The organism is Mycobacterium sp. NPDC051804, assembly GCF_044452905.1.
Taxonomy (GTDB): domain Bacteria; phylum Actinomycetota; class Actinomycetes; order Mycobacteriales; family Mycobacteriaceae; genus Mycobacterium.
The window spans coordinates 257,838-275,147 of record NZ_JBITCD010000005.1 but is presented as its reverse complement, the minus strand read 5'-3'; the positions used below and the strand labels follow the sequence as shown (position 1 = coordinate 275,147).

The 17,310-nt window shown below is 62.1% G+C and carries 16 protein-coding genes and 1 pseudogene; 1 reads left to right on the top strand and 16 read right to left on the bottom strand.

Annotated features, from left to right (window positions below):
• The first annotated feature begins 124 nt into the window (after positions 1–124).
• Positions 125–1,150, top strand: a complete 1,026-nt coding sequence (locus tag ACIA48_RS20990; RefSeq protein ID WP_396735801.1) for an aminotransferase class IV — start codon at positions 125–127, stop codon at positions 1,148–1,150.
• Between the two features lie 18 nt (positions 1,151–1,168).
• Here the strand turns inward: ACIA48_RS20990 and ACIA48_RS20985 are convergent, their stop codons facing one another.
• The 16 genes and pseudogenes from ACIA48_RS20985 to ACIA48_RS20910 form a co-directional block, all read right to left on the bottom strand.
• Positions 1,169–1,858: a TylF/MycF/NovP-related O-methyltransferase gene (locus ACIA48_RS20985; protein WP_396735799.1), complete on the bottom strand. Its 690-nt coding sequence runs from the start codon at positions 1,856–1,858 to the stop codon at positions 1,169–1,171.
• Positions 1,859–1,925: 67 nt separating this feature from the next.
• Positions 1,926–2,711, bottom strand: coding sequence for a methyltransferase domain-containing protein (locus ACIA48_RS20980; protein ID WP_396736822.1), 786 nt, complete (start codon positions 2,709–2,711; stop codon positions 1,926–1,928).
• Between the two features lie 234 nt (positions 2,712–2,945).
• Positions 2,946–3,059 (bottom strand): annotated as a pseudogene (locus ACIA48_RS20975) (transferase); the annotation flags it as partial.
• Position 3,060: 1 nt separating this feature from the next.
• Positions 3,061–4,386: a UDP-glucose dehydrogenase family protein gene (locus ACIA48_RS20970; RefSeq protein WP_396735796.1), complete on the bottom strand. Its 1,326-nt coding sequence runs from the start codon at positions 4,384–4,386 to the stop codon at positions 3,061–3,063.
• On the bottom strand, positions 4,386–5,516 hold the full coding sequence (locus ACIA48_RS20965; RefSeq protein WP_396735794.1) for an NAD-dependent epimerase/dehydratase family protein: 1,131 nt from the start codon (positions 5,514–5,516) through the stop codon (positions 4,386–4,388). The genes ACIA48_RS20970 and ACIA48_RS20965 overlap by 1 nt, the downstream gene beginning before the upstream one ends.
• Positions 5,509–6,402 carry a hypothetical protein gene (locus ACIA48_RS20960; RefSeq protein ID WP_396735791.1) on the bottom strand — a complete coding sequence of 298 codons (894 nt, stop codon included), beginning with the start codon at positions 6,400–6,402 and terminating at the stop codon, positions 5,509–5,511. Before ACIA48_RS20960 ends, ACIA48_RS20965 begins: the two co-directional genes overlap by 8 nt.
• Before the next feature lie 43 nt (positions 6,403–6,445).
• A complete protein-coding gene (locus ACIA48_RS20955) occupies positions 6,446–7,093 on the bottom strand; it encodes a PIG-L deacetylase family protein (protein WP_396735789.1) in 648 nt (215 codons plus the stop codon).
• Positions 7,090–7,905: a sugar phosphate nucleotidyltransferase gene (locus tag ACIA48_RS20950; protein ID WP_396735786.1), complete on the bottom strand. Its 816-nt coding sequence runs from the start codon at positions 7,903–7,905 to the stop codon at positions 7,090–7,092. The genes ACIA48_RS20955 and ACIA48_RS20950 overlap by 4 nt, the downstream gene beginning before the upstream one ends.
• Before the next feature lie 4 nt (positions 7,906–7,909).
• A complete protein-coding gene (locus ACIA48_RS20945) occupies positions 7,910–9,157 on the bottom strand; it encodes a methyltransferase domain-containing protein (RefSeq protein WP_396735783.1) in 1,248 nt (415 codons plus the stop codon).
• Complete coding sequence (locus tag ACIA48_RS20940; RefSeq protein ID WP_396736819.1) at positions 9,157–10,644, bottom strand: sugar transferase; 1,488 nt, start codon at positions 10,642–10,644, stop codon at positions 9,157–9,159. The genes ACIA48_RS20945 and ACIA48_RS20940 overlap by 1 nt, the downstream gene beginning before the upstream one ends.
• A gap of 573 nt (positions 10,645–11,217) precedes the next feature.
• Entirely contained in the window at positions 11,218–12,384 is a 1,167-nt protein-coding gene (locus ACIA48_RS20935; RefSeq protein WP_396735780.1) for a lipid-transfer protein, read from the bottom strand.
• Positions 12,384–12,803: a MaoC family dehydratase gene (locus tag ACIA48_RS20930; protein WP_396735777.1), complete on the bottom strand. Its 420-nt coding sequence runs from the start codon at positions 12,801–12,803 to the stop codon at positions 12,384–12,386. Before ACIA48_RS20930 ends, ACIA48_RS20935 begins: the two co-directional genes overlap by 1 nt.
• On the bottom strand, positions 12,785–13,750 hold the full coding sequence (locus ACIA48_RS20925) for a bifunctional MaoC family dehydratase N-terminal/OB-fold nucleic acid binding domain-containing protein (protein WP_396735774.1): 966 nt from the start codon (positions 13,748–13,750) through the stop codon (positions 12,785–12,787). The genes ACIA48_RS20930 and ACIA48_RS20925 overlap by 19 nt, the downstream gene beginning before the upstream one ends.
• A gap of 28 nt (positions 13,751–13,778) precedes the next feature.
• A complete protein-coding gene (gene fadE29 / locus ACIA48_RS20920; RefSeq protein ID WP_396735771.1) occupies positions 13,779–14,942 on the bottom strand; it encodes an acyl-CoA dehydrogenase FadE29 in 1,164 nt (387 codons plus the stop codon).
• Positions 14,933–15,940, bottom strand: coding sequence for an acyl-CoA dehydrogenase family protein (locus ACIA48_RS20915; RefSeq protein WP_396735768.1), 1,008 nt, complete (start codon positions 15,938–15,940; stop codon positions 14,933–14,935). Before ACIA48_RS20915 ends, fadE29 begins: the two co-directional genes overlap by 10 nt.
• A 25-nt stretch (positions 15,941–15,965) precedes the next feature.
• On the bottom strand, positions 15,966–17,207 hold the full coding sequence (locus tag ACIA48_RS20910) for a cytochrome P450 (protein ID WP_396735765.1): 1,242 nt from the start codon (positions 17,205–17,207) through the stop codon (positions 15,966–15,968).
• Positions 17,208–17,310: the final 103 nt, after the last annotated feature.

Sequence of the window (17,310 nt, the reverse complement as noted above, 5' to 3'; positions counted from 1 at the left end):
AATTCTTACATAGTGGCCTTGACATCGCAGGAGCCCCACCGCGAGCGACCTGCCAGCACGGCACCGAGGCTTCGTATTGCGGCGCTCGCGAGTGTGCACCTCGCGAATTGTGGCCCGCACAGCCATGCCGTACGCTGCTACGAGGACGCTTGCTGCCAGCACTCGTGCGGGCGCATATATCCGGAAAAAGGGCTATATCGTGGGACATGTCGCTTCGCTATCGCAGCTTCAAACGCCACCGTGGGCGCTTGTCAACGGCGAACTCGTACCATATGAAGACGTACGGATTCACATCAGCGCGGAAGCGCTTACGCGCGGGCTGAGCATCTTCGAGGGGCTCAAAGGATACTGGCAGCACAGCGGAAATTCATTCGCTATACGAGCTCCCCGCGAACACTATAACCGTCTGTGCCGATCAGCGGCGCTACTGCACGTGCCCATTGACTTCAGCTACCAGCAATTCCTGGAGGGTCTGCATACCCTGGCCGGCCAACTGCTGGTCCCCGACCGCGATCTCTGGTTCCGCGCCACTCTTTACGTCACGCACGGGCACTGGGGTGAGGGGACCGCAGCCGATTTGATCGTCACCGCCTTCACACAGCAGAAGCACAATCCCGAATCGATGCGACTCGGCGTCAGCACGTGGCGCAAGGCCGTCGATGTCGCGCTACCCGCGCGAATCAAGTGCAGCGCCAACTATGTCGGCGGACGACTGGCCCGCATCGAAGTGGGCCGCCTCGGCTACGACGACGCGATCATGCTCAACGATTCGGGACGTGTCGCCGAGGCTACCGCCGCCTGCGTGCTCATCGCGACCAAAGGCCGCATCGCGACGCCTCCCGCCCACGAAGGCTGCCTCGACAGCATCACCATCGACGCACTGGAACACGTTGCCGCAGAACAGGGAGTGCCGTTCGAACGCAGGCCGATTGATCGCAGTGAACTGCTCGCGGCCGACGAGTGCGGCCTGGCCGGCACCATTACCGAGCTGACCCTCGTCGAGGAGGTCGACGGGTTCCACTATGACCAATCTGGACTGCTTGCAGAGTTGCGCAGGCGGTATCTCCAAATCATGCGCGGCGAGACTGAGATGCCTGGCATCGAGATGGTGCCACTCGTCCACGAGCGTGCCCTTACTGCAACGAGTTGACGTCAATTGGCGTCGGTGTCACGACATCTTGGTGAACACAGCTGTTCCTGAACGGTCAGGAAGCACCACATAGGCGGCCCCAGATGTAGATGCGAACTCCCGCACCGCCTGTCGCACCCCCGGCGTGTGGCTTGTTCCGTAGTCGGCCACCAGCAGATAGCCATGGGCGGCGAGTCGCGGAAAGAACCACTGGAGTGCGGCGAGCGTTGGACGGTGCAGGCCGACATCCACGTGGACGAAGGCGAATGTTTCACCTTCCAGACCGGCAGCGGATTCGGGGAACCACCCAACGCGAAGGTCAACCAGTTCCGGATTCGGCAGATGGTCGCGTACCTGGACCGCGGACGCGACAGGATCCGGATACGGTTGCGACGGCAGGCCAGCATGCACATCGGCGTCCTGATCTCGCGAATCGAAGCCCGAGAAGGTGTCGAACAGATATAGCTTGCGATCGCTGAAGTAATGGTTGAGGAGCCACGCGAAATCGCCTTCGCCCACACCGACTTCGGCAACAGCTCCAGCTATGCCGCGTTCGACTATTTCGCGCTTCAGCAGCTCGGCGGTACTCCAACGCACGTAATCGACGAAGCCTCGCCGATTCATACGTCCGAAAGGACTTACGTCGAGCGACTCGTAGGGCTCGTACATGCTTCGCGCCACGTAGTACTCGAACCGCCCGCTGGTCGCTGCCAGTACGCGCTTCGCCATTCGGCGGACGCTTCTTCGAATTACTTCGACGGCCCTGGGCCGCGAATTCGACGTTGCGACGGTGGATTCAACAATCACGGCCTGCGGCCTCCAGACTGGAGGAACACATGATCGCTTCAGTACTCACCCACATGCCACCGTTGTTCTCGATTTCAGGCAACTGCGCGCGCACCTCATCCATGAGGTCGGGAAGCAGGAGAAGCACCCGATCGGGACTGGCGTTCAACAGTTCGGCCGGACTGACGATCGGGATGTCCGTCCCTGGCATGCGACGGCCCCACTTTGCCGCAGATGCATCGGCGACACCTGACAGCGTTGTCGCGTCCACTCCTGCCATTGCGAGCATGGCGACTGCGCGAGAAGCGGCGCCATAAGCGAACACCGTAGTCCCAGTGTCCTTTTGGTCCGCAAGCCAGGCCTGCAAACCGGCTGCCGAGAACTTCGCGCTCGACTCGAGCTGACTGACGTAGTCAGCATTCCGGATACCGAGCCGATCTTCATCCTCGAGGATTCTCAGGACGCTCGGATCGGGTGATCCACTGCGGGTGGCTGCAAGCAGGACAGTGCCGCCGTACAAATCGAAGCTCCAGGCAGTTCGCGCCTGAAAGCCCACGCGCGCAAGCATTTCGACAAGTGCCGACATCGAGTAATACGCGTAGTGACCTAGCCTGAGCATGTTCCACTGTCCTTGCCGGACAATGGCTCGTAGCTCGTGGTATTGAATGAGCAACACACCGCCGGGCGCTACCCGCTGCGCCCGCTCAGCGATCGCTGCCGCTTGGTCTCTCCAGTGCATCAAACCGAAACAGTCGACTACTACATCGGCGGTGTCGTGATCGCCGGCGACGGTCAACCCGCGGTCCGCGATCATCTGCAACCACGAACCACCGTGCGGACTTCCGTATTCTGCGACCGACATCCCCGGGCGCACCCAGCCGGCGGCCGCGACCCGTTCTACGGCATCGACCGATTGTGCAATCAACGCCGCGGGCTCGACACCACGTGGCTCTTCAGCGTCGGTGGGGTCATCCACCAGTTGCGCCAGTCCACACTCGGAGCAGAGCCACATCTGCAAGGCGTAAGCGGCATCTGGACCGGGATCGTCCAGAAGCGGGAAGTCGTCACATGCCGGTTGGTCGCCGAGGTCGAGGACAACGACGCCGGAGCTTCCGCGGCAGTGGCGACATGACTGACGTGACACGCTAGACACCGATACCGTCGTACTTCGGCACGCTGCGAGGTTCGATCATCCTGCGTCCATCGATGAGCAGGGGTGGCTCCGCCTTGTGCGAGATCAGTCGGGGAATGCTGTCGAACTCGGCCCATCGAGTCACGAGAAGTACCGCGTCGACGTCCTCGATCGCTTCTGTCAGCTCTTGGCATAACTTCACGTTCAGTCCCGCGAATGCGGCCGTGGCCGATTCCGCCGCGACGGGATCGTACGCCCGAACTTCGGCCCCACCACCCAAGAGCGTTCTGATGATCGGGATGGCGGGCGATTCCCTCATATCATCAGTTCCCGGCCGGAATGCCAAGCCCAGTACCCCTACCCGGAGGCCCACCAGGCTCGGATAGTGCCGGCGTAGTATCGCCAGCATTTGGTCTGGTTGCCCCTCATTCACGTGATCGACGGCTGCGAGGACCCGCATCTCGACGCCAAGCTCAGAGCCCTGTGCGACAAGCGCTTTGGTGTCCTTGGGCAGGCAACTTCCCCCGTATCCGCACCCCGGGTACAAGAATGTTGCGAGCGGGGCGGTCCGCCCTTCCCCATCGGTGAGATAGCGGGACAGGTGGACGCCCTTCATGACTGTCGGAATATCGATCCCGCCGAGTTCGGATGACAAGTTGGCCAATTCGTTCGAGAACGAGATCATGGTGGCGAGAAGCGTGTTGGATGCGTACTTGATCATTTCTGCCGAACGTGGATTGGTTCGAATGATCGGTACGCCGTCGAAGGGCTCATACATCGCGGCCATCGTGTCGATGCTGCGGTCGTCCAGACCACCGAGGACGATCCGATCGGGATGCAGGAAGTCGCTCACCGCTTCTCCCTCGGTCAGGAATTCGGGGTTCATGCCGACACCGAAGTCTGATCCGGCGACTTTCCCTGATGCCGCCTCCAGCATGGGCAACACGACGTCTTCGGTGGTTCCCGGCACTACCGTGCTCTTCACAACGACGACGTGGTAGTGCGGAGTGTCACGCAGGGCAATGCCGATCTGCTCGGCAGCCGTCTTCACAAAGCTGAGGTCGATTCTGCCGTCGCGCAACGGTGTTCCCACAGCGATGAATGACAAGTCGCTGCTTGTCACCGCCTCCACGAGGTCAGTGGTTGCTCTCAATCGACCACCGATGTGCCGTTGGAGCATCGGGGCGAGTCCATCCTCGTGAATGGGCGGTACGCCGGAGCGGATCTTTTCCACCTTGTGCTGGTCGACGTCGACGCACACCACGTCGTGGCCGAGTTCGGCGAAGCACACACCCGAGACCAACCCGACATAGCCTGTGCCGATTACTGTTATGCGCATCAGGCGTCGTCACCGCCACAGTTGGCTGCGTACCAGATGAGCATGCGGCGCAGGCCTTCATCGAGTGTCACGACCGGTTCGTAGCCGAGTTCGGAACGCGCCTTCGAGAGATCGGGGCATCGACGGTTGGGGTTGTCGCGCAGATAGTCCGGATCGCTCGTTCGGCCCAACACGACAGAACCGCGGTATCCGAACAGATCCGACGCGATATCCGCCATCCTCTGTGCGAGGTCGGCCATCGAGATCTCTGGGGCTTCCGTGCCGATGTTGTAGGCCTCACCGACCCCTCCACCGACCAGTGCTTTGTAATAGCCGACGACTGCGTCAGCCACGTAGCAGAAGGTGCGCATGGGGGTGCCGTCGGAGAGGATGGTGATATCCGTGCCGGCGAAAACGTCCCGCGCGAAGTCCGGCAAAACCCGCCGATCGGTGATCTTCAGACCCGGCCCGTAGTTGTTGAACGGCCTTGCCGCGCGGACCGGAAGGCCGTACTGCTGAGCGAAGTTGACGCACAGCGTCTCGCCGTACCGCTTCGCTTCGTCATAGCATGCGCGCGGTCCGGTGCAGGATACGAAGCCGCGGTAGTCTTCGGGCGTTGGAATGCACTCCGGTGCCGGGTCCCCGTAGATCTCACTACTCGACATGAACAGAAACCCGCCGACCTGCTTGCCGTCGATCTGCTGACGGTGGAAGTGGTCGAGCAGCGCCCGTAAACCGTTGACGTTGGAATCCATCGTCTCGATCGGGCGCTGCCGGTAATAGTTCGGGGACGCGATCGATGCGGCGTGGATGACGTACTCGAAATCGCCGATGCCCGCAGGGAGCGGCGCCGCGAGATCGTAGGCGAGGAAGCGGATTCCGTGTTGCCTGTCTAATTGCTTGGTCCAACCTGGAACACCGCGAACGTAGTTGTCGAAGACGGTCAGCGAAATCTGCTCGGCCTCGGATACGTTCCGATTGTGGTGGTGGATGGCATGGACGAAGTAGTAGCCGAGGAACCCAGCGCCGCCCGTGATCAGAAGGCGGGTGCCTGCCATCGTCGCCAATTCGTCCCGAAGCCGACGACAAATGGAATCCACGTCAGTGGCGACGACATCGTCGGCGTCCCGCAGCGGAATAGTCTCAGCCATCGGCGGGCACCAATCTCTCGTAGTCAAGCGCAACGTCTTCCGGCATTCGCTCGAAGTCACTCGCGCGTAGGAAGTCGCGCAAAGTCGAACCTGCGCAATCGGAGTCGAAGTTCGGTGCCTCGTGACGAGACTTGACATCGTCGATGTGCACAGTCCGAAAGTCGATGCTGAACCTGGTCCTGCCCGATGTGTTCGGCACGGTTGAATGCAGGTGATTGCCGGAGAAGATCATCACTCCGCCGGCTTCGGGCACCACCCGCAGTTGCGGTTCGAGCTGCACGGGCTCCTCCGGCTTCGGCTGTTCTCTGGTGTCGCTCTTGAGGTGCTGAGCGGCACTGGGCCGAATGTTTTGAGTCCACTCGTAGTAGTTGTGGTGGCGCGACCCATTCCGGACCGCGTTGCCCCAATATTGTGGATGGAAGGCCATGACGTTCTCAGCGACCACCGGATATATCGGAATCCACCAGTTCAGCTGGCTGAGCGGCGCCGAGTACCACGTATCGCGGTGTGGGTGGAACACGTAAGAGATGCCTGATGTCAGGTAGTTGTTCGACGTCGATGTGCGTAGGCGCGGCACGTCGAAGTAGGTCCGGTCGAGGTCACAGCCGAATGATGCCAGCAGCGCCCGCAAGCGTCTTTTTGACTCGTGATGATGGATGAACTTGGGCTTCAACTCGGCAAGCAGAGCCGCGTACTCCTCTATGGGCATGTCGAATTGGGCAGTCTGCGGATCCCTGGCGCCGAACGCATCGCGGATCAGGGTTTGTGCATGCTCGACCAATGCGAGCGATTCCGGGGAGGCGGAGTAGACCAGAACCTGGCCGTCGTACAGTCGGGTACGTCGCTCATCATCGGTGAAGTCCGGGTTTGACGAGACCGTCGTCACAAGCGTCACCTACCTTTCTGTTCCATTGCCAAAGTGGTCGGAGTCAACATGGTGCGAACGTCACCTTGGCCTTTTCGAGAATGAAACCTTCAGCATGCGCGCTGCGGCACTGCACACCGCGTAGACGGGAAAGACCCAGAAATGCTTGTTCGTCAAACCAGTCGCGGCTCGTCTGCGATGGGTAATGCTTCAGCAGGAGGCGCGCTTTCTCCTCGGCTGTGTCGTAGGAGATCGGGTGAAGGATCGTCGGACGGGCAGTGTCGTTCTCCCACTTGAGGATTTCGTACCCGAGGACCAGGTGATCACGGAACTCGGTCGGCAGCAACTCAGCCAGCAATCGATGATCCTGATGAGCATCGCCGCGTTGCGGTCCGAAGACGGCGTCAGGATTGCAGGATTCGGCGAAGTTCTTCAGGCAGTCTTTGATGCGGCCCCAGTGCGCTGGTGCCCGGCCGTCTGGAATGTCCAGAATCGTCAACTCGAGGTCCGCATCCGGGCAGAATGCTGCCAGTGCTTCGCGTTCCTCTGCCTCGCGCGCGGTGCCACCGCCGCACAGCACTAGCGCCCGGATACGCAGGTCCTTGCGACGGGAAACCGTCAGCAGGGTGCCGCCCATCCCGATAGCGATGTCGTCGCAGTGCGCGCCCACCACTGCAATCTCTTCGAGATGGCCTGTGCCGAAGGCGATCACGGGACGGATGTAACGCCGGCCAGGGCGCGATCGTAGGGCAGCTGATCCCATAGCATCCACGGTCGGTCGCCAAAGTTGTAACCGGCGTCCAGCTCAGCCCGTTCCTTGAACGTGTCTGCAGGCTTCCAGAAACCGTTGTAGCGATAGCCGAACAGCTTGCCTTCGCCCGCGAGCACGTGGCAGGCGTCGCCAACGAGATCTCCGCCGGGCGGGATGAGGTCGAAAACGTCCTGCGACAGTACGAAGTACCCGCCATTCACCCATACCGACAAGTCGGCGACCGGCATGATGTCCTTCACCTCACCCGCCTCGCTGACATCGACACAGTGAAATGACGACGGCGGCGGAACGATCATCATCGATGCGGTAGCACCGGATTGATGGAACTTGGCAATCAGATCGTTCAGCGGCGCGTCAGTGAGGGTATCGGCGTAGTTGGCCAGAAAGTACTCGTCTCCGTCGAGGTAATCGCGCACCCGGCGCAGACGTTCGCCGATGGCGGACTCGATCCCCGTGTCAACGAACGTGATTGACCAGTCATCGATGTCGGAATGCATGAGTTCGACCTTGCCGTCCCGCATCACAAAGTCGTTCGAAGCCGCTTCCTGGTAAGTCAGGAAGTAGTTCTTGATGTGGGCGGCACCATATCCGAGGCAGAGAATGAAGTCCTTATGGCCGAAGTGTGCGTAGTAGCGCATGATGTGCCAGATGAGGGGGCGCGGGCCGACCATCTGCATCGGCTTCGGCATGCCATCATCGGCGCTGCTTCGCATGCGCATTCCATATCCGCCGCAAAAAAGGACGACCTTCACCGGACTACCTCCTGTTGCTTTCGAAAGTCAAATTCGCTCGGTGCAGATCGGGCAGCGGAAAGACCAACTCGGCATCCCAGCCGGCGATATACGCCAACTGTGCGGTCAGTTCGGGTTCCAGGTTCCACGGAAGCGCGAGCACGACGTCGGGACGGTCCTTGGCGATCTGGTCCGGCTCGTAGATCGGAATTCGAGTCCCCGGCGTAAACCGTCCGTGCTTGTAGGGGTTTCGATCCACTGTGTATTCGAGAAGGTCACTGCGGATACCGCAGTAGTTGAGCAGAGTGTTGCCCTTCCCCGGCGCCCCGTAGCCGACAACCCGTTTGCCCTCGGCGCGGCAGTCAAGCAGGAATCGCAATAGTGTCTGTCGAATACGCTCAGCTCGGTGGCGCAGCTTCAGGTAGCCGTCGACATGGTGGAGCCCGGCCTCACGCTCGATACGCAAGACCTCGTCCACGCGTGGACTCGGGCGGCCGGCGCTTACGTCGGGCCGTGCCCACACCCGTATTGAACCGCCGTGGGTCGAGATCAGCTCGACATCGACCACCCGCAGGCCTGCAGTGGCCAAGGCGCGTGTAGCGGAAAGCACTGTGTAGTACTGGAAATGCTCGTGATATATGGAGTCGAACTGGCCGAGGTCGACGAGGTTGAGTGCATGGTGGACTTCAATGCTGAGCCAGCCATCGTCGGCGAGCAGACCTCTCAGGGATCGGGTGAAACCGAGGAGGTCGGGGATGTGAGCATAGACATTGTTGGCCACTACGAGATCGGCTGGGCCGTGCTCGGCGCGGATTTTCTCAGCGAATCGCTCGTCGAGGAATGCCGTGGCGGTTGGTACGCCACGCTTGCGCGCATCGGCACCGACGTTCACCGATGGTTCGATACCCAGGCACGGGATGCCCACGGCGACGGCGTGTTGCAGTAGATAGCCGTCGTTGCTGGCTACTTCGACGACGAACGAATCGCCGTCAAGCTGGAGGCGCTGCGCGGTCGCTTCGACAAACCGCTTGGCGTGTTGCACGAGCGTGTCGGAGTAGGACGAGAAATACGCGTACTCCGTGAAGGTTTCCTCGGGTGTGATCAGTGCCGGAATCTGCAGTAGCAGGCAATCTTCACAAATCCGTAGGTGCAGCGGATAGGTCGGCTCCGGTAGGTCGAGTTCGTCTGCGGTGAGAAACTTCTCGCACGGCGGCGTCGCACCGAGGTCCAGAACACTCACCAGACGGATGGAGTCACAGAGGCGGCACCGCATCAGTAGGCTCCTCTGCGCTGGAGCACTGCCCGCACTGTCTTCGCGATGATCAAGATGTCGCCGACCATCGACCAGTTGTCGACGTAGGAGAGGTCGAGCCGAACGGCCTTGTCCCACGGCAGATCAGATCGACCACTCACCTGCCATAGGCCGGTGATGCCGGGCTTGACGAACAACCTCCGATGTACATCGTCGTCGTAGAGTTCGACCTCGCGCCTCAATGGCGGGCGCGGACCGACGACACTCATCTCCTGCCGGAGCACGTTGAGGAACTGTGGGAGCTCGTCGATGCTGAAGCGACGCAGGATCCGCCCGATGGGGGTGACGCGAGGGTCTTCTCGGATCTTGAAGAGCACGCCATCGGACTCGTTGACACTCAACAGGTTTGCGAGTTCCTGGTCGGCGTTCTCCACCATGGTGCGAAATTTGAACATCATGAATGGTTTGCCGTCGATACCGATGCGCTCTGATTTGTAGAAGACCGGCCCGCGACTTGTGATCTTGATGACCAGGGCGGTGAGCAGTAGCACCGGCAGACTCACCGCGAGTGCGACCGAGGCGAGGCAAAAGTCGAACGCGCGCTTCTGAATCCGCTTGGCGCCCTGGTACTGCGGTTTGTCGATGTAGAGCAGGGGTAGGCCGGCGATCGGCCGCATCACGAGCCGCGACCGCGCTACGTCCATCACTCCCGGCGACACAACGAGCTCGACATCCATCGGTTCGAGCTCCCAGATGAGCCTGCGGATTCCCTTCACGCCGAAATGCTCTGTGCCTGCGATCGCGACAGTGTCCGCGCCGCAGCTTCGGACTGCCTGCAGGAGGTGCAGTTCTCCGCCGACGATGGGGACCTGATGGCCATTGACCAGTAGATGCTCTCCCGCCGGTGCGCCGTATCCGGGTATTCCCACACCGACGACGACGTGTCCGCTGTCGGGGTCGCTTGTCAACTCGGTGGCCAAGTTTGCGACTGCTTCCCTGTCCCCCACCGCCAAGACCGCGCTTTGGTACTCGCCTTTGCGGCGCCGACGTGCCAGGTAGGTCCGCCACCTCCAGCGGCTCAGCAGCAACCCGACGACCCCGAGTGGAAAGGCCACTGCGAGGTAGCCTCGCGATACTTCGACTTTCACCAGAAGCTCTACCATCGCCACCACACCGAACGTCCAGAACGACGCGGCCACGACTCGCCGATACTCCTCGATGCCCGCACCGATGTACTTCGGCGATCGAGAACGCAGTCCGGCCAGGGCCGCCAGCCATACGGCCACGAGAACTGCCGAATGAAGCGTCTCGGAGTAGCTCACCGCACCTGGTACTGCCGACGTACCGCCGAAGCGCAGATGCTGAGCGAGGAACACCGCGCCGCAGACGACCACGATGTCAGTCGACCTCAGGTATCGGGCGTAGCGGCGTTCCCAAACCGAGCGCCCGAACAACTGCGCCGGACTGTTGTCGGCAGTTTGGACGACGCTGAGCTCACCGCGCCCCAAGGTCGGTGTGCTGTCCGAAGCCCCGGCAATCGAAGTTGAGCCCTGTTGGATGACCAACGCCTACAGCCCTCCCTCTCGTTGACCAGCCCCGGCGGCCCCGACGCATTCCTGACGTTTGCGCAAATTTTCCGATATTAGCTGCGCCTTCGATTGCGCCCTATGGTTTGGGGAAGTTACCACTCGAACTTTCGCGTCGCAACACTAATCTAGCAACATCCTAGCGGGCCTTCGTTAGGAGGTGGCCGCCGGCCGTCAACCAGTCAGTGGCGATCGACGAACTAACCCGTTTTAGCTGGTCTTATACTTCCTCTTGGGTAACCTCGACGACGATAGGGTGATGTAGGTCACTTTGCAAAAAGCCCGCATGCATGCAGATTTAGCAACGCATCTAATTCTGCTAACGGAACTTGTCGATGTACCGTCGCGGCGTCTCGTGCAGTCGGTGTCTTGATCGCGTCCTGTGCTTTGGCAAATCCTCAGCTACGTGTGCGTGCCCAATGAAGAACCGCAAAATACTCCGAAACGACCGATAGCCCGACCGCATAGCGGTCGGGCGGTGTGATCGTGTGGCGGTTAGCCCAGAATCAAACCGGAGGTGGGGACACCGGTCCCCGCGGTGACCAGTACGTGCTCGACGTTGTCCACCGGATTCACCGAGGTTCCGCGCAGTTGTCGGACACCTTCGGCAATGCCGTTCATACCGTGGATATACGCCTCGCCGAGCTGACCACCGTGGGTATTGATCGGCAGCCTGCCGCCGATCTCGATCGCGCCGTCTTTGATGTAGTCCTTCGCCTCACCGGGCGCGCAGAACCCCAACTCCTCCAGCTGGATGAGAGTGAACGGCGTGAAATGGTCGTACAGGATCGCCGTCTGGATGTCGGCGGGCGTCAAACCTGACTGCTCCCAGAGCTGCCGGCCAACCAGACCCATCTCCGGCAGACCCAACTCCGATCGGTAGTAGCTCGTCATCGAGTACTGATCGGGACTGGAGCCCTGCGAAGCCGCTTCGATGACCGCGGGCCGATGCTTGAGATCCTTGGCGCGCTCGGCGGACGTGATCACCAGCGCCACACCGCCATCGGTTTCCTGACAGCAGTCGAGCAGCCGCAGCGGCTCGGCGATCCACCGCGAGTTCTGGTGGTCCTCGATGGTGATCGGCTTCTCGTAGAAGTACGCCTTCGGGTTGTTGGCCGCATGCCTACGATCGGCCACCGAGACGGCGCCGAAGTCTGCGCTCGTCGCCCCCGAGTAGTGCATGTACCGCTGAGCAATCATCGCCACCTGAGCGGCGGGCGTAGACAGGCCATGCGGATACGAGAACGAATTGTCCACGCCCGTGGAGTCGGCGTTCTCCACCAAACGCATCTGCACCTGACCGAAGCGCATACCGGACCGCTCGTTGAAAGCCCGGTATGCCACAACGCAATCCGCGACACCGGTGGCCACCGCGATCGCCGCTTGCTGGACCGTCGCGCATGCCGCGCCGCCGCCGTGATGGATCTTGGAGAAGAACTTCAGCTCACCGATACCGGTGGCGCGTGCGATCGACACCTCGGTGTTGGAGTCCATCGTGAACGTGACCATGCCATCCACATCGGCCGGTGTCAGACCCGCGTCGTCGAGCGCGTCCAGCACGGCTTCGGACGCCAGGCGCAGCTCGCTGCGGCCGGAGTTCTTGGAGAAGTCGGTGGCGCCGATCCCGACGATCGCGGCCTTTCCGGAAAGTTCACCCGGCATCAGGCGTTTTCTCCGATCGTGAGGGTCGCCTTGGCGATCACATGGTCGCCAAGGCTGTTGCTGCCAGTCACTTTCAGTGAGATCAGACCGTCCTCGACCGCCGTGACCTCACCTCTGAACGTCACCGTGTCGTACGCGTACCACGGCACACCGAGCCGCAGCCCGATCGTCTTGATGATCGCGTTCGGCCCGGCCCAGTCGGTGATGTAGCGCTGTACCAGACCGGTGTCGGTCAGGATGTTGACGAAGATGTCCTTGGAACCCTTGGCCTGCGCCTTGTCCCGGTCGTGGTGCACATCCTGGTAGTCACGCGTGGCGATCGCCGTCGACACGATGAACGTCGGGTCGCCGTACAGTGCGAGCTCGGGCAGCTTGGCGCCCACCTCTATCGTCGGTGCGCTCACTGTGCGGGCTCCCATGCGTAGTTCGTCCAGGCCGGCCCTGAATCCCCTTCAGGGAAATCGATATACGTTGCGCGGACCGGCAATCCGATCTTCACGCTCGCGGGGTCGACGTTGCGGAGCTCGCCGAGCATCCGCACACCCTCCTCGAGTTCGACCAGCGCGATAACGAAGGGCAGCGTGCGACCCGGCACCTTCGGGGCGTGGTGCACCACGAAGCTGAACACCGTGCCCTTGCCAGAGGCGACGACGTAGTCGGTCGGCGTCTCCTTGTCCTGCCACAGTGCAGGCACCGGCGGATGCACGAGCGTGCCATCGCCGCGCTTCTGGATGCGCAGTTCGTGCGCGTTGACGCCGTCCCAGAAGAACTTCGTGTCACGTGACGAAGCGGGACGCATCATGCTGTCCGCGTCGAGGTCGTCGGGCACCGATGTCGCCGAAGCCGCGTCCTGGTCGGCCGGACGGAACTTCATGATGCGCCACATCATCTCGGCGACGTCTTCGTCGCCGACCTGCCACGAGATCCGCTGGGTGATGAAGAAGCCCTCACCGAGTGCGGTTTGCTTGGGCCCGATGACGTCGGTCAGCTCGGCCGCAACGCTGACCTGCTCGTCGGGACGCAGGTAGCGGTGATAGGTCTGCTCGCAGTTCGTCGCGACGACGCCGATATAGCCTGCGTCGTCGAACAATCCGAGGATCTTGCCCAACGGATCGTCATCGGGGCGGTTGCCGCCGAGCCCCATCATGGTCCAGACCTGGATCATCGCGGGCGGGGCGACGGTGCCAGGATGACCCGCCGCCTTGGCGGCTGCCTCGTCGACGTAGATGGGGTTGTTGTCCCCCATCGCATCGAGCCAGTGGTCGATCATCGGCTGGTTCACCGCATGGCGGGCGACCCTCGGCTTGCTCTTGCCCTCGGCCTTGACGCGCTCGGCGGCAGCCTTGATGTCCTCGACAGAACTCATCGCTCTCCGTTCTTCGCGCAAGCGCTCATCACCGCGGAACCCTCGGAACCTTCAGACCTGCCGCAGCGATCATTTCCCGCATCACCTCGTTGACACCTCCGCCGAACGTGATCACCAGATTGCGCTTGGTCTGCGAGTCCAACCACTCGAGCAGCTCGGCGGTGTCCGGATCCGCCGGGTTGCCATACTTGCCGACGATCTCCTCGGCGAGGCGGCCCGCGTACTGGATGCGCTCGGTGCCGAACACCTTTGTGGCGGCGGCATCTGCGACGTCGATGTTCTCGCCGGACGCGGCGACCTGCCAGTTCAACAGTTCGTTGATCCGCCACATCGCCTTGAGCTCACCGAGTGAACGCTTCACGTCGTCGTGGTCGAGCGGGGTGTCGCCGTTGGAGCCCGGTTTGGCGGCCCAGTCGTGTACCCGGTCGTACAACGAGGCGACCCGGCCAGCCGGACCGAGCATGACGCGCTCGTTGTTCAGCTGGGTGGTGATCAGCCGCCAGCCGCCGTTCTCCTCGCCGACCAGCATCTCGGCGGGAACCCGAACGTCGTTGTAGTAGGTGGCGTTCGTGTGGTGCGCACCGTCGGACAGGATCATCGGCGTCCAGCTGTAGCCGGGGTCCGTGGTGTCGACGATCAGCATCGAAATGCCTTTGTGCTTGGCCGCTTCCGGATCCGTACGGCACGCCAGCCAGACGAAGTCGGCGTCATGGCCACCGGTGGTGAACACCTTCTGACCGTTGACGATGTACTCGTCGCCCTGTTTGACCGCGGTCGTGCGCAGCGACGCGAGGTCGGTGCCGGCCTCCGGCTCGGTGTAACCGATCGCGAAATGCACGTCGCCGGCGAGGATTCCCGGCAGGAACTTCTTCTTCTGCAAATCTGTGCCGTACTGCTGCAGCGTCGGCCCGACGGTCTGCAGGGTGACGGCAGGCAGCGGCACGTCGGCACGATGTGCCTCGTTGACGAAGATCGACTGCTCGATGGGTCCGAAGCCGAGGCCGCCGAATTCCTTGGGCCATCCGACGCCGAGCTTGCCGTCCGAACCCATCCGCTTGATCACCGCCCGGTACGCCTTGCCGTGGCGGTCGCTCTCCATCTCCTTGTATTCGTCAGAGGAGATGAGATTCGAGAAGTACTGCCGCAGTTCGGCTTGAAGCTGCCGCTGCTCGGGGGTCAGTTCTATGTACATTGCGCTCCCACCAGATCGAGTCGGTGCGACGGCCCGCCAACCAGGCGGGTCAAATCCTTGATGCTCGAGTAGTACCGGTCCATCGGATAGTCGATGTCCATTCCCATCCCACCGTGCAGATGGTGGCAGAGCTGCATCACCGGCGGCGCCTGCGATGCCAGCCAGTAGCCGAGAATGTCGATGTCGTCGTCGGCGTCCAGCCCTTCGGAAAGCCGCCACAACACCGACGTGGCAGCCAAGGTCAGTGTGCGAGAGGCGATGTAGACCTCGGCAAGCTGGGCGGCGACGGTCTGGAACGTCGACAGCGGCTTGCCGAACTGCTCACGGTTGGCGACGTAGTCCGCGGTCAGCCGCAGCGCGCCCGCGACCAGACCGGACGCGAACGCGCCGATGGCCGCGAGTGCCAGCTGGTTCACCCGTCGCGGCTGCGCACCGTCGAGCACTCCGTCGACCTCGGCGTCGGAGAACGTCACCGAGTACTCGTCGCCGTGGTTGGCAGTCGGTGTCTTGACGACCTGCACGCCCGCGGCTTTCGGGGAGATCACCGCGACCGCGTCGCCTGCCGTCACGATCAGCCAATCCGCTTGTTCCGCATAGGGAACCGCGACCTTGACCCCATTCAGCTTGTTCCCCGAAAGGGTGGTGCCGGGCCGGTCCGGCAGTGGTGCGCCGGGCTCGTTGAGCGCCGCGGTGAGCACCGAGCCCTTCGCCACGCCGGCAAGGTAGCGGTCCTGCTGCTCATCGGACGCCAGCTCCAGGATCGGGATGAGCCCGAGACCCAGGGTCGCAAGCGCCGGGCTGACGGTGCCGTGCCTGCCGATTTCGATCAGCGCCGTGCCGACCTCGGCGAGACCGAGCCCGTCACCGCCGAGGCGGTCGGGTACGCCGAAAGCCGTGATGCCGCCGGACACCAACGCGTCCCAGCTGTTGTCCCGGCCCAGCGCAGCTGTCACCACATCTGCGACAGCCTGCTGCCCTTCGTCTGGACTGAAGTCCACCCGAATCCTCCTTGATTCGATCTGATCAGGCGCTCGTACCCGTGTAGTCAACCTGCCAGTGTTTGATTCCGTTGAGCCAACCCGACATCAGCCGCTCGGGCTCGCCGGTCGGCTTGAGATCGGGCATTTCGTCGGCGACCGCGTTGAAGATGAGGTTGATCGTCATGCGGGCCAGGTTCGCGCCGATGCAGTAGTGGGCGCCGGTGCCACCGAAGCCGACGTGGGGGTTCGGATCCCGCAGGATGTTGAACTCGTGCGGATTCTCGAACACCTCGTCGTCGAAGTTCGCCGAGCGGTAGGACATCACCACCCGCTCGCCCTTCTTGATCTTCACGCCCGCGAGCTCGGTGTCCTCGAGCGCAGTGCGCTGGAACGCGGATACCGGTGTGGCCCAGCGGATGATCTCGTCGGCCGCGGTAGACGGACGCTCCTTCTTGTAGAGCTCCCACTGCTGCGGATTCTGGGTGAACGCGACCATGCCGTGGGTGATCGAGTTACGGGTGGTCTCGTTGCCCGCCACCGCGAGCATGACCACGAAGAAACCGAATTCGTCGTCGGACAGCTTCTCGCCGTCGATGTCGGCTTCGATCAGTTTGGTGACGATGTCCTCGGTCGGGTTCTTGGCCCGCTCTTCGGCCATCTTCATCGCGTACTGGATCAACTCGAACGAAGACATCGCCGGATCGACATCGGCGTACTCCGGGTCTTCACCGGCGGTCATCTCGTTGGACCAATTGAAGATCTTGTCGCGGTCATCCTGCGGCACACCGAGCAGTTCGGCGATCGCTTGCAGCGGCAGTTCGCACGAGACTTGTTCGACGAAGTCTCCGGAGCCTTCCGCCACGGCGGTCTGGGCGATCTTCTGGGCGCGAGCGCGCAGTTCGTCCTCCAGGCGTCCGATGGCCCTCGGTGTGAAGCCACGGGAGATGATCTTGCGCAGTCGGGTGTGCTGCGGTGCGTCCATGTTCAGCAACACAGCCTTCTGCAGGTCGATGGCGCTGCGCTCCATCCCCTGCGGCCAGGTCGGGATGGCGCCATCGGGTGAACTACCGAAGACGTCGCTGCGCTTGCTCACCTCCTTGACGTCGGCGTGCTTGGTGACAAGCCAGTAACCCTTGTCGCCGAATCCGCCGGTGCCGCCCGGCACGTCCACCCAGTGGACGGGCTCTGAGGCCCGCAGCTCCGCGAGCTCCTCCACCGGTAAGCGCTCGAGGTTCAGCGTCGCGTCGAGGAAATCGAAGTCCGCGGGAATTTTCAGGGGTGCCATGTTGCGTGCGCTCCTTACAACCGTTAATTGCAACGTGTTCTAGTTCCAGTAAAACATGCCTTCTGCGCAGATAAAAGGCAGGTCACCATCGTCGCTTGTCAGA

Bases quoted from the DNA above. Each gene is read 5' to 3' on its own strand.
- fadE29 (WP_396735771.1), bottom strand. From the start codon at position 14,942: ATGTACATAGAACTGACCCCCGAGCAGCGGCAGCTTCAAGCCGAACTG.
- ACIA48_RS20985 (WP_396735799.1), bottom strand. From the start codon at position 1,858: ATGGCGAAGCGCGTACTGGCAGCGACCAGCGGGCGGTTCGAGTACTAC.
- ACIA48_RS20970 (WP_396735796.1), bottom strand. From the start codon at position 4,386: ATGCGCATAACAGTAATCGGCACAGGCTATGTCGGGTTGGTCTCGGGT.
- ACIA48_RS20930 (WP_396735777.1), bottom strand. From the start codon at position 12,803: ATGGGAGCCCGCACAGTGAGCGCACCGACGATAGAGGTGGGCGCCAAG.
- ACIA48_RS20910 (WP_396735765.1), bottom strand. From the start codon at position 17,207: ATGGCACCCCTGAAAATTCCCGCGGACTTCGATTTCCTCGACGCGACG.
- ACIA48_RS20935 (WP_396735780.1), bottom strand. From the start codon at position 12,384: ATGCCGGGTGAACTTTCCGGAAAGGCCGCGATCGTCGGGATCGGCGCC.
- ACIA48_RS20965 (WP_396735794.1), bottom strand. From the start codon at position 5,516: ATGGCTGAGACTATTCCGCTGCGGGACGCCGACGATGTCGTCGCCACT.
- ACIA48_RS20990 (WP_396735801.1), top strand. From the start codon at position 125: ATGCCGTACGCTGCTACGAGGACGCTTGCTGCCAGCACTCGTGCGGGC.
- ACIA48_RS20925 (WP_396735774.1), bottom strand. From the start codon at position 13,750: ATGAGTTCTGTCGAGGACATCAAGGCTGCCGCCGAGCGCGTCAAGGCC.
- ACIA48_RS20945 (WP_396735783.1), bottom strand. From the start codon at position 9,157: ATGCGGTGCCGCCTCTGTGACTCCATCCGTCTGGTGAGTGTTCTGGAC.